Annotated in this window: 10 protein-coding genes and 1 pseudogene; 5 read left to right on the top strand and 6 right to left on the bottom strand. The window is 33.6% G+C overall.

Annotated elements, in window-relative coordinates; translation table 11 throughout:
- Window positions 1-49 precede the first annotated feature (49 nt).
- The 3 genes from FYJ80_RS05040 to FYJ80_RS05030 all read right to left on the bottom strand — a co-directional run bounded on the left by FYJ80_RS05040 (window position 50) and on the right by FYJ80_RS05030 (window position 3,317).
- Window positions 50-1,270, bottom strand: coding sequence for a dicarboxylate/amino acid:cation symporter (locus FYJ80_RS05040; RefSeq protein ID WP_154425110.1), 1,221 nt, complete (start codon window positions 1,268-1,270; stop codon window positions 50-52).
- 119 nt (window positions 1,271-1,389) lie between these two features.
- Window positions 1,390-1,533 carry a hypothetical protein gene (locus FYJ80_RS05035; protein ID WP_206360973.1) on the bottom strand — a complete coding sequence of 48 codons (144 nt, stop codon included), beginning with the start codon at window positions 1,531-1,533 and terminating at the stop codon, window positions 1,390-1,392.
- Between the two features lie 62 nt (window positions 1,534-1,595).
- Entirely contained in the window at window positions 1,596-3,317 is a 1,722-nt protein-coding gene (locus tag FYJ80_RS05030) for a hypothetical protein (protein WP_206360972.1), read from the bottom strand.
- A 552-nt stretch (window positions 3,318-3,869) separates the two neighbouring features.
- Between FYJ80_RS05030 and FYJ80_RS05025 the strand changes: the two genes are divergently transcribed.
- On the top strand, window positions 3,870-4,715 hold the full coding sequence (locus FYJ80_RS05025) for a hypothetical protein (protein WP_154425108.1): 846 nt from the start codon (window positions 3,870-3,872) through the stop codon (window positions 4,713-4,715).
- 52 nt (window positions 4,716-4,767) lie between these two features.
- Here the strand turns inward: FYJ80_RS05025 and FYJ80_RS05020 are convergent, their stop codons facing one another.
- Entirely contained in the window at window positions 4,768-6,159 is a 1,392-nt protein-coding gene (locus FYJ80_RS05020) for an amidohydrolase (RefSeq protein WP_154425107.1), read from the bottom strand.
- A complete protein-coding gene (locus tag FYJ80_RS05015) occupies window positions 6,160-7,503 on the bottom strand; it encodes a hypothetical protein (RefSeq protein WP_154425106.1) in 1,344 nt (447 codons plus the stop codon). It abuts the gene before it with no gap.
- Between the two features lie 170 nt (window positions 7,504-7,673).
- Here FYJ80_RS05015 and FYJ80_RS05010 point away from each other — a divergent pair, with 170 nt between their 5' ends.
- On the top strand, window positions 7,674-8,543 hold the full coding sequence (locus FYJ80_RS05010) for a transglutaminase-like domain-containing protein (RefSeq protein ID WP_154425105.1): 870 nt from the start codon (window positions 7,674-7,676) through the stop codon (window positions 8,541-8,543).
- A gap of 282 nt (window positions 8,544-8,825) precedes the next feature.
- Here FYJ80_RS05010 and FYJ80_RS05005 read toward each other — a convergent pair whose 3' ends face one another.
- Window positions 8,826-9,368: a hypothetical protein gene (locus tag FYJ80_RS05005; protein ID WP_154425104.1), complete on the bottom strand. Its 543-nt coding sequence runs from the start codon at window positions 9,366-9,368 to the stop codon at window positions 8,826-8,828.
- 626 nt (window positions 9,369-9,994) lie between these two features.
- Between FYJ80_RS05005 and FYJ80_RS12235 the strand changes: the two genes are divergently transcribed.
- From FYJ80_RS12235 to FYJ80_RS04990, 3 genes and pseudogenes are all read left to right on the top strand, one after another.
- Complete coding sequence (locus FYJ80_RS12235; protein ID WP_407921432.1) at window positions 9,995-10,342, top strand: AAA family ATPase; 348 nt, start codon at window positions 9,995-9,997, stop codon at window positions 10,340-10,342.
- 351 nt (window positions 10,343-10,693) lie between these two features.
- A pseudogene (locus FYJ80_RS12230) lies at window positions 10,694-10,786 on the top strand (winged helix-turn-helix transcriptional regulator); the annotation flags it as partial.
- 1,053 nt (window positions 10,787-11,839) lie between these two features.
- Window positions 11,840-12,499 carry a prephenate dehydratase domain-containing protein gene (locus FYJ80_RS04990; protein WP_154425103.1) on the top strand — a complete coding sequence of 220 codons (660 nt, stop codon included), beginning with the start codon at window positions 11,840-11,842 and terminating at the stop codon, window positions 12,497-12,499.
- Window positions 12,500-12,610: the final 111 nt, after the last annotated feature.

Raw genomic sequence — 12,610 nt, 5'->3', positions numbered from 1 at the left:
AAACTAGGCTCCACATAATTACTACATGGAGCCAAAATCAAAGAATTAATTATTTACGTCCTAATCTTTTCTTTTCAAGATTTGATACGATTAATGCACAAGCTGCATCACCTGTGATATTAACAGTTGTTCTACCCATATCGAAGATTCTATCGATACCTGCAACTATTGCTATACCATCAACAGGAAGACCTACAGATGAAAGAACCATTGCAAGCATTACCATACCTGCTCCTGGAACACCAGCAGTACCAATTGAAGCTAATGTTGCTGTTAATACGATTGTTAACATCTGTGGAAAGGTTAGATTAATACCATAGCATGCTGCGATAAAGATTGCACATACACCTTGGTAAATTGCTGTTCCATCCATGTTAATTGTTGCGCCAAGAGGAAGAACAAATGATGAAATTTGATTGTCCCCACCAAGGTCTTCTACACATTTCATGTTAATTGGAAGAGTTCCTACAGATGAAGCACTTGAGAATGCAAACATAATTGCTGGCATCATACCCTTAAAGAACTTTAGAGGACTAATACCACCAACTAATGATACTGTTGAGGAATATACAATTACTGCATGTAAGATGTAACAAATGTATGCAATTAATAGTACCATAGCAAGTGAGCTTAGGATCATAGCACCATTTGCAGCTACTACTGGACATAATAGACAGAATACACCAATAGGAGAAAGCTTAAGGATTAATTCCATACACTTCATACAAATTGCATTACATTTTTCAAAGGCTTCTATTACTCCACTATTTTTTTCTTCACCAACAAGGATGATTGAAAATCCAAGTAAGATTGCCATTACAATGATTTGAAGCATATTAGCATTTGTAATTGGTGTTAAGAAGTTTGAAGGGAAGATATTAACCAAGGTATCCATAAAGGATGTAGATGCTGATGCTGTATATGTTAAATCAGTTGTTGCAACTATTGGGAATAGCCCCTTAGCGAGGGACGCTACTACTAAACCAATTGTAATTGCAATAGCTGTTGTACAAAGATAGAAGACAATAGTTTTTAAGCCTACAGATCCTACTGTTCTAATATCCTTCATTGAAATAATACCATTAATAATTGAAACTAACACTATTGGACAAACTATAAACTTAATTAAGTTCAAAAATATTGTTCCAAATGGCTTAATGTAGCTATTTGCAAAAGGAGCACCCTTTGTTCCAAGAATCAACCCAACAATTATTGCAATTACTAATGCAATAAAGATTTGGAGAGCAAGAGACAATTTCTTCTTTTCCATAATTTTACCTTCCTTGTATGAGAAAATAATATCATGGCTTAGAAGGTTGTAAATAGTTTTTGTTTTGAAATAAATCTTTTAATCTTGGATAAAGCTCAAGATATATATGATAACTCTTATCATCTGACTGCTCCCACGGGCAAGCCCATGGGGTTCTGATTACCAAGAGTAGCTTGTAATCGTACATCATTTTCAGACTTTGGAGTTACAAGTGTAAGCCTATTTGAATCAGGACTTTCATTATCAAGCAGTCCTACGACCACATTAGCGATAAATTTCTGCTTTTCAGCAAGGAAGTACAGTCATTCTCCCTATTATTAAGATTTTAACCTATTTTAATTCCACTGTTTAATACTTTAATCTTATTAACCTTAATCCTTTCTATTAGTTTTTTCTCCATATTGTAGAATCTTCCAAATTCCATATTGCATTTATTTTTGTCTATGCTGTTTGTTCTATAATCGTAACAATAGAGTAAGAATGATGAATACCAATCTCTCTGCACCTCGGTACCACTACGAAGTTTATACAATCTATCAGATAGCTTCTTCTTGATATAATCATCCGCAGTATGGTCATATTGTGATGCTCTATAATTATTAGAAACCTCGATATATGTACCGCCTGTCACTTCGAATTTCTTTTGTACAGTGGTCTGAAATTTAGAAGGACACCTGTTCTTTATTGTTTTGCCAAATCGCTTTTTCTTATTGAATTTACCTTTTTCATTTTTTGTGGTTTCTTTAGCACGCTTCATGAGCTTGCTTGCATTTTTCTCTTCAGTTACAAATGTATTAGCTAAACTACGTAAATGATTTGCATCCTCGTTTATTGCAAGTTGTCTATTTACTGCATTGATTCGACATAATTCATAATATTTGGCTTTCAGCTTTTTATAATGATTTGAATATTTCCAATCCTTACGACCTTTTTTAACAATACCATCATCGTTATAGTTTTGAGGATTAGTAGCTCTTCTTGACCTATCCATCGCACGATGAAGTAGTCGTTCTTTCCTCTCTGATGTTTGAATACTATTGCCACGCTCTGAAAGATTTTTCAAGCCTACCTCTGTATTAGATGTATACGCAACAGTCTGTGTACCAATATCAGCACCTATAATACCTTTACCATACTTATGTCGGAGACTACCATACTTGTTGTATTTTGGTTTTGCCTTACCTTCAATGGTCAGGTGTAAAAATACCCTGTATTTGCGCCTTATTAATTTAGGTACAAGCGTTGCATAGCATGGCCTGTATGTGTCTATGCAACGGCCATCTTCCTTGAAAGCATTAACCGCTTTTCTATCTATGTTTTCAGATTCTGCAAGATAGGATACAATTGCATTAACCTCATCTCGTTGAAATCTATCAACTACCTTTATTCCAAAATTAATCTTACCAAGTTTGAATTGTAGCTGCTCATCCTTTACAGATATTGGTATACCACGATTTATCTGTTTTGATCTGATGCAAGGCAGTTCTCCGTATTTAGAGAAGTGAATTGCTGCTCCTCTCCCATACAAGCATTTCTCTACACCGCCCCAAATATCCTCAGCTTTAGTTAAGGCAAAAACAGCATATATTCCATATTTTTTACCTATTGGAATCATGGATTTTCTACAATAATCCCATGTGACATTATAGTCTTTCTGCATTTCTCTAAGCTGATTAGCTAAATCCTTACGTTTATTTTTATCTTCGGTGTTACCATACAAAACAAGTAGCTTGCGGTATCTCTTTGTGCGTATAAGCTGCTCATAATTCTTTCTCATAAGAGCTACAAGCTCGTTTCCTGCTTTTCGTATTTTATCTGAAAGAGTTACAACTTGAAGTATATCAGAATAAGGCATATTACTTTCAACGGCTAAAATATGTCTCTCTGAAACCTTATGATATTGTTTTAGTATCTTATTATACTCTTCATCAATCATGGTTTTTCCTTCCTCAACTGAATAGATTCTAGCAAGGTTTTCAAGTTCGGTTTTCCATTCAGAGGGAACAGAAATATTGATTTGTACGTTATTGCTTTTGGGACGAGCCATTACTATTATCTTCCTCCACAATTTTAATGATATGCTAAATTATTAGTATTTCATTGATTATTATGATGGTTACTATTTTCTGTGTATGCTTGTATTACTTATTCCCCTTTTATTTCCTTTCTAGATTTATTATACACATAGAATATTTAATTATCCTAGTTAATTTTCAAGGTAAAAAAAACTGCTTTCATCCCACACGCAAGCGTGAGGGTTTTTCGCAGCATATATATAACTCTTTATTATCCCGTCTTTAGAGGTTGAGCACAAGAATAATTAGTGTTTAATCCACATCAATATCTTATGAATAAGCCATCTTGTTGTTATGTAATGAGTTAAGATGGTTATTTTTTTTAATCAAAATTTTTGAAAACTTTTGGGTCAAAATTTTTCCATGTATCAATCAACTAATTAAGCTATGAGAGTAACTTTTCCTTGCTCATAGATCAATTATGACAATACAATTAATTAAAGAGGTAAAGAAAAATAGTATTAAGGATTCATATTGAATCGCTCAGAAAAAGCTAATGTTTACCACAAAAAAAGGAGGTCCCTATGGGCTCAAAGAAACACTGTATTCGTTGTTTTCCAAATTATGATTTACTCTCTACTCCAGGATGGGAAAATTATAGTGCTTATGTAATTAATGATAATGTAAAAACTGCAGAGGATTGCTTTCTATTAAATCTTAAGGCTGTTAAGGCAGTAAAGGATGCATCAAAGCCAGAAGATGCTTATAAAGCCCTAAAAGAAGCTTTTCCAGATTTCTTCTTATACGATGCAAATGATTATACAAATGATTTTGAAGGTATAGAGGATGCTGTAAAAAAACTAGTTATTAATTTGTTTAATCCTAATAACATTCTTTTTAATGATGAAGATAACTATGATCAATCGTTCTATTTTTCAAATAATCCAGTTGTAACTATTGAAACTCTATTATCAAGTAAATTTGTTCAGGTTGCAGTTGAGCCTGAAGAGGGAGAAGATGTTCTATCATCAGATAATAAGAAGATGAAGATTCTTCCTAAGGAATTTACAGAGGAATTTAATTTACTAGAGAATTATGAAAAGCTTATTGAAATTTTTGATTCTCATAAGGCTGAAAAATATTGGTATATCCCATTTAAAGAGGAAGATATTTATAATGGTGTAGATCCAGAGGATATGCCTAAATCTCTTAGAAAAAAGTACATAGATTTACTTAGTAAGATGTATTTATCAACAAAGGGTGCTTCAATGAAGCTATTAGATACCTGGTATGATAACTTCTTAGATGATTTAGAGGATGCTCTTGATAGTGATAAAATAGATGAGGATACATACGATACACTAGAAGAAGTATTAAATAAATGGGCTGAAAAAAGTGGTATCTCTGTTAATTATGATGAGGACTTTTAATCGTTAAATTTTAAGTGCATCCTTGAAAAAATCAAAGATGCACTTTTTTTGTTTAAGTTATTTCAGCTTCTAAAATATCTGGAGTAATTTCACTTGGAATTGGACAATGATAAGGTGAGCCTCCAGTTTTTTCCTTTAGCTGCTCCCAAGCTTTAGCTATTACTTCAGGGTTATTTAATACATCAATAGCTGTAGAGGCAATTATTTGTCCGGCAAAGAGCATTCCTCTATGAGCAAAATCACTCTTACCACAAGCTACTGCCTGCCAGCTATGAGGAGCTGTTCCAACTGGCCAAGTACTTGTTCCACACTGAGAAGTAGGACATACCCAGCTTACATCACCAACATCAGAGGAACCAGGAAGAGGAATATTACCAGCTTTATTCCAAGGCATTGGCTTTAATACAAAGGCATTTTCAGGAAGCTTATCAGGACTCTTTTGTGTCTTTACAATTTCATAAGCGAAATCAAGGTCCTTTGCTTCTGCAATTGGATTAGATATTTCACACATATTTTTATACATGATCTCATCTAAAGCAGGAATTAGTAAGGTATTACTAGTACCCTTTAAGAACTTAATTTCAACCTGAGTATCTGTCATCAAGGCAGCACCCTTTGCAATATTATTTAATCTCTTATATAGATCCTCAAGCTCTGGAGCAAATGGAGCTCTAATTTGATATAGAGCAGATGCATGAGCTTGTACAATATTAGGAGATATTCCACCTGTATCTGTAATTGCATAGTGAATTCTTGCACTTGATGGAATGTGCTCTCTTAAGAACTGTACTCCTACATTCATGAGCTCTAGCGCATCTAATGCACTACGTCCTGCTTCAGGAGCAGCGGCTGCATGTGAGGCCTTACCTATGAAGCTATAGCGAATTGAGTCATTAGCCAATACAGGTCCTGGAGGCATCATATTGTAATCACTTGGATGCCAGCTAAAGGCAGCATCTAAATTATTAAAGCACCCTTCACGAGCCATAAAGGTCTTACCGCTACCACCCTCCTCTGCAGGACATCCAAAATATACTACAGTTCCAGATTTTCCATTCTCTTCTAGGTAGTGCTTAAAACCGATAGCACCCATAAGAGCTCCTACTCCTAGTAGGTTATGTCCACAGCCATGACCATTTCCCTCGCTCTCTAAGGACTCCTTTACAGCAACTCCAGCCTTTTGGCTAAGTCCAGGAAGAGCATCATATTCACCTAAAAAACCAATTACAGGCTTTCCACTTCCCCAAGTAGCACTAAATGCTGTTTTAAGTCCAGCAAGACCAACAGTAACCTCAAAGCCCTCCTGCTTTAGGAAAGCTTCATAATCATTAACGCTTTGCTTTTCTTTAAATCTTATCTCAGCATTACCCCAAATCTTATCGCTAAGCTTATAGAAGTCTTGAGCTCTACTTTCTAAGTATTTGATAGCTGCTTGCTTATCCATTTATTTGACTCCTCCTTCCTTTTTATCTGCTAAAACTATAATTAATATAGCCGAAATGAGTAAAATAAAACTACAAATTAAGCCTGTAATATTTAATAAAAGAGTAATGGAAGGATTAGGATTACCTGCTGCATATGCCTCAAGTAGATTATGATGAACCCCTATTTCTCCTAAGAAATATATTGTATAGAACATTACTAATTGAGAAATAATACTTCCTGCTGTTTGTATTCTTAATCTAGTAAGAGGTCTATCTAGCTTTACATGACGCTCATCACTCATATATCTGCCACCAGATTCTGCGGATACGATATTACCGAATACCTCAGCTAACGTTAATCCAATTAGATTTATTGCACGTGATGGGAAAACTAATGAGAACGATAAAATAGCAGATAGTATCATTGATAAATTATTTAGCTTACTACTAGGTATTTTCTTTAGTACCTTTTTAGCAAGGATTGTTAAAAAGCTACTAATTGAAATTGCAAGATAAATTAATAATGCCATAGAGGTATTACCAATTGAGCTATGGTATATCAAGCTAAAAAGCATTAGGTAACATTTTAAGGATCCAACCCAATAGGTTTTATAGCTAAAGCTCTTGTAATTACGTCTTCTGTAAACCTCTAAAGCTATAAATGTAATTAGCATTAAAGGTGTAAGCCATACAAGTACAGATACACTTGATTGCTTATATTGTCTCAAAATAAGAAGCGTAAGGAGTGCTAAGATTCCAAATACAAAGTAAACAGGGTTGTTCTTTTTGTAATCAAAGGCTTTACTACAATTAAATAGGCTATCACCATCGAAGTGGAGTAAAATCCATAAAGCTATAGAGATATAAATTAAAAATAAGATTTGAACGATAGGTAATGCACTGTTATCAAAAGCAAGTACAATGAGCATTACAACTAAATAAATAATAGTTCCAACTCCCTTACTTTTCTTTAACTCACTATTACTCTCTATCAAGGATGCTGATAGTGGAATAAACATTGCTCTAAATGGAGAAAGCCCTACTCCAATTAATAGTGCACTCCACAGTAATAGTGGTTGATAAATTGCTGATAATATCATCATTAATGCACCTATAAGAGCAATTAAAACTCCTGATTTTAAAATTCTATAGGGATTAGTAATCTCGCCAAAGCCTCTTAAAGCTACTAAGCAGGCACGTTGTACAGAATAAATAATTACTACAGGTAAGAAGAAATTAACTACAGTTGCTTCTTCGGTAATTAACGCAGAGTAAATCATAAAAGGCAATATCGTATAGCTCTCAGATAAACTATACAATATGCTTAAGCTAAGCTTACTTATGGGCTTTTTAGGATTATCCATGTTAATCATGTCTCCTTTTTTAGCTTAATATAGGTTTATCTTTTTTCTGTAATTTTATGCTATCAATAATTTTTCTGTCAATTTTGCAAATATTAATTAATTGTGTAAAAATGTGTATTGATAAGCCATAGAATAAAAACCTTTAAACAATAAAAGGGAAGAACTATCTAATGAGTAAAAGAATTAAAGTATTTTTAGTATTTGCTATCCTTATTAATATCATTGTTCTTTCAACAATTTTTTATTTTTCTTTCACTGATAAAACTATAGTTTCATACCTACAAAATCCTAAAGAGATTTATATTTTAGAGGCTGGAATTTTAAAGAATAATCTTATTACAAAGGATGGAAGCGATATAAGTATTAGCTATGACTATGATTCAGAAGCTTTATTAGTTCTAAAGGAGAAATATAAGCTAGAGAAAATAGCTGGCAGCGGAAGTAATTTAGATAAAGCTCTTAATGTAATGAATGAGTTTGCTCCGCGCTTAAAGCATAAAAGTGACTATGACAACTCTATCACTATCGAGGCTCTTCCTCTTCTTGAATATAGCTTAGACAATAAGGAGCATGGAATAAACTGTAAAAACAAAGCTCAAATACTACTAGAGATGTTGCTTTCTCTTGGTATTCCTACAAGAAAAGTTTGGATCATGCCATACTCTCCCTATGATATAGATTGCCATGTAGTAAATGAAATCTGGGATGATAAATTAGATAAATGGGTTATGCTAGATATAACTAATAATGAATATTGGATTGATGAAAATAAAACTCCTTTATCATGTATAGAAATAAGAGAGAATGGAGCTAATATGGAGTTCTGCACTCCTATTCATCCATTTGAAAGTATGGAGGATCTAGAAAAGCTACAATCCTCTTACTATAATGATTTCCTCTATATTATGAAGAACCTAGTATATCTAGAGTACAGAGATAAATATGGCGTTGGAGAACAAGGTAACCCATTAATATTTATTCCTTCAACCTTTTCAACAAATGAATTGGTAATATCAAGAAAAGCATTGGAACATAAATGAATAATAAAAGCTCTCTCTTAGATAGCTTAACTGTTTAGGAATTATTCAGCTTTCTAATTTGACAGGTCTTTTAGTATATAAAGAAGAAAACACATTTGAATTATATGTATGCTAATAAATTATTATAGAAATAAAACAACACTCACTACCAAATTTTATCGATTGAGATAAAAAGAATCCCTAAAATAATAAACTTGTTTCCTACTAATTTTGGGAAACAAGTCTAGACTATTATTAAAAAATTTAAATCTCTGGTTATATTTTATCAACGACAAATTATGCTTAATATCTAAATGAGTTTTCTATTTCTGATATGCGATTCTCAATTAGATATTTAGACATAGAACGCTCCTCTAAATATCCTCTAGTTTGATAAATATTATTTGGATTATCAAACCCAAATCCAAACATTTTATCATCTTTTGATGGATCCTTCTTCTGCTTAACCTCTGACATAAACTGTGTCATTTCTTCATTAGTAAAAGCAAGCATTACTGTATCCCATTTTGTCTCTTTGGTTTTTGCGTTGATATTCTCTGGTGTTTTTGCATAAATCCCTACAAGGATTATCCAATCTGCATTTTTAGGCACATCAAATCTATTAAACCAAAGGCTATAAAGCCACTTATTATTTTTGTAAGACCTAGACATTTTTACTTGAATTGTATTGGTCATATTATGATTATCTTTGTACCTATATAATAATAAATCAATTCCTTTTTCTTGGGCAGAACAAGGGATAAAAACCGATGAATCTTTAATATTCGATGAAAGATACTCTGCGACTGCAAATTCTCCATATTGCATTGTAAATACTGGTTGCATATTTTTACTCCTACATCCAACATATAGTATGTAAAATAAAATCAACACAAAGAAATTTTTAAAATAAGTAAAAATCTTCAAATTAAATTAAGATTAATTACCCTACTACACTTCTATTTTTAGAACACTCTGGTAATACTCCATTCTTACTGGAAAAACTCATAGAACAACCTCTGCAATGAGTTTCCTAGCATAAGGAGGATAATAGTAAACTGTTGTATTAAGTTAGATGATTGTTTCATTAAATTTTCATGACAGATTGTCTTTATAGCTCAATCTACTTCACACATATCTAACTAAATCCATAAATTGCAAAATGTTGTATGATATCAACTACGATGTTTTGCAAACTGTATCAACGATTTTTCGGGAAAATCGCTATTACAAATATCGGAAATACCAATATAACGACAGTAGAAGTGGCATATGGAAAAGTATTTAAAGCGCATAATAGTCATCCAGAGCAAACTCAAAAGCAAGTCTCTTTTTCTTTTTGGCCTACTTCAGACAGGAAAAGCTCTCTGATAGCCAATCAGTTACAGGACGATGTGAAGCTTTCCTAGTCTCTTCTCAATTCTAGGGTAAGAAGAAGGTGCCAGGCAGATCCTGGGGTTCTCCGTGATGAAATCGAGACAAGAGGAATAAGTGATGGACTAGTAATCATCGATGAGATTCAAAAAATTCCAGAGCTCCTAGATGAGGTTCATCTTCTAATTGAGGAGACAAACATCAGATTTCTTTTAACAAGCTCAAGCGCAAGACGACTTAAGGAACAGGAAGTTAATCTCCTTGGCGGTAGAGCTGGAAAGATGAATCTTCACCCCTTTGTCTGGCCAGAAATCAAAGAGTTCAATCCTACCCTAGACAGAATTCTTAAAAATGGAAGACTCTCCAATAGTGAGCACTTTTTCTTTAGGAACTACGGAGAGTTCAGAAAGAAATATCTATCAGTCCTCAACAAAATCCTTTTCTGAATAAAAGACAGAACAATCATATTTTTAATGATAGTTGAGGCCTTTTCAAAGGAGATGATGAGAATCTTTTCTGTGGCCAGCTAGTAACAATTACCAGCTCAGGCGCCAAATATATCTTCTAATCATTACTGGTGCTCAGAACTGTTACTTTTCACGTGAAATATTCAAAATAATAGATTTGGCAGTTTAAAGGACAATTCTGGCAGTTTAGACGATGAAAACAGCAAAGAAAGTGGCAGTTTAAAGGGTAATCTTGGCAGTTTAAGCAATGAAAAAAGCACAGACCATGGCAGTTTAAATTCAAACGAGACAGCTTAAACAGGTCTTGAAGATTTAGTAGATAACAGGAAAAAGAAAATCATAAATGCTATCAAGGATAATCCAGAAACCACCATTGAAGCATTGAGTTCTTCCCTTTCAATTTCTGAAAGAACAATCTACTGAGAAATAGAATGGATGAAAGAAAACAGTTGTCTTGAACGTATTGGATCCCAAAATTTGGCCGCTGGTAATCGAGAATACTCATTTATATAGTGCAAAATTAAGGAACCAAGTTTGTAAAGAACAAGTGCAATAGAATTACTATTGACCATGGAAGAATAATAGTTTTTACTTAATACTTGGCCTGATTCGAAACGGTAGACGGCCCAAACTCCATGTCGCTCTTACGGCGTGGAGGTCTTTCCTCCATAGACTTGATGTTTAAGGAGGTGGCTGATATGTCAGATTATGAGACAATTAGTATCGTAATATTGATAATCGGTTTAGTAATTTCAGCAATTACGCTTGGAATTACTATTGGTAAAAAAGATAAAAATAATCGCCACTAGTTCTACACCAATTTTACTAGTGACGATTTTGTCATTTAAAATCTTGGAGTGAACACCGTCTATTGACAGGCCACTTTCTATTTAAACAATAACCTCTTAAAGCTTAATGAGTCAATCATTTGATTGTCTTTAACCGATTCCATAAAGCCCATCTACATTGATTCATTTCGATAATGCTAAGATTATTTCATCTTTTATATTTCTTTGTTCTGTTGCTGTTAAATCATCAGAAAGACGAATGATCTGGTGCACATTTAAGTAACACTTTTTCTTCCGCGGAGCACTGATACTTTTCACATGAAATACTCAGTTAAGGATAATTCTGTTCATATTGTTTTCTAATACTATGTGTTAATCTCAAAATAATTGATTTTAAAAAAGACACAAAGTACTAAAATAAAATAAATTGTTATTTACTTTGCTCTGCTTATAAAAAAAGGCTCTAAGCATTATACCTAGAGTCTTGTTCGTGAGAGACGAGGATCGACCCCGAGAGCTTTTGACAAATTAGAAAAAAAATAGTAACTACTCAGTCACATTAGAAGTAATAAGAGAAAACAGAAATTAGAAAGAGTCCTATCAAATGTTAATATGATTCTATAAATAGAAGAAAATAAGGTTAAGATACAGATTGAATTTTGATGTGATAAAGAAGTAGATTCATTTTATGAAAAAACTTATTACAATTATTCTTCTTGGACTAACTCTTGTATCTTGTACTACTTCACGGGAGAAGTGTGAATGGACGAGATTAACAGGAGAAAGTGTTTCATATCTTGGACCTGAAGGTACTTATACAGGTCAGGCTGCAATGCTATTTTTCGGTGATGATGCATCTTATCATGCTAAAAAAACAGTAAGTGATGCAGTTACATTGATGATTGATGGAAAGTGTAACTTTGCTGTAATTCCTCAAGAAAACACTGTAGGAGGTCCTGTTACTGCATATATTGACGAACTTCTTTCCCACGATGATATTTCAGTTATTTGTGAAACTGAGCTTGTAATAGACCAAGCACTTCTTGTGAAAAAGGGAACCAAGCTATCAGATATAACCTTAATATGTTCTCATGAACAGGGACTTCTACAAGGAAAGTTGTGGCTTGAAGAAAATCTTCCTTTAGCACAAACACGTGTTGTTTCCAGTACTGCAGAGGGAGCAAGACTCGCATCAATAAGTGATGGAAGTGTTGCTGCTGTTGCTTCTGCTGCCGCTGCAGACGTATATGGTTTAGAAGTTTATGCACCACGCATTCAAGAAAGTGATGCAAATAAGACAAGGTTCTATGCACTTTCCATGGGTGAAGGAAGTATACTAAGAGCATAAATCAGACAGGGAGGTGAAAATAATTCGAATAACAGCTACCATATCAAAGGAGTAAAAAAGATATGGGTAGAAACAAGAAGACTTACACAGATGAGTTTAAGCTTAAATGCA

This window comes from Bullifex porci (assembly GCF_009695635.1).
GTDB classification, from domain to species: domain Bacteria; phylum Spirochaetota; class Spirochaetia; order Sphaerochaetales; family Sphaerochaetaceae; genus Bullifex; species Bullifex porci.
Note: the sequence above shows the minus strand (reverse complement) of the source record. Positions and strands in the feature narration are given on the sequence as shown.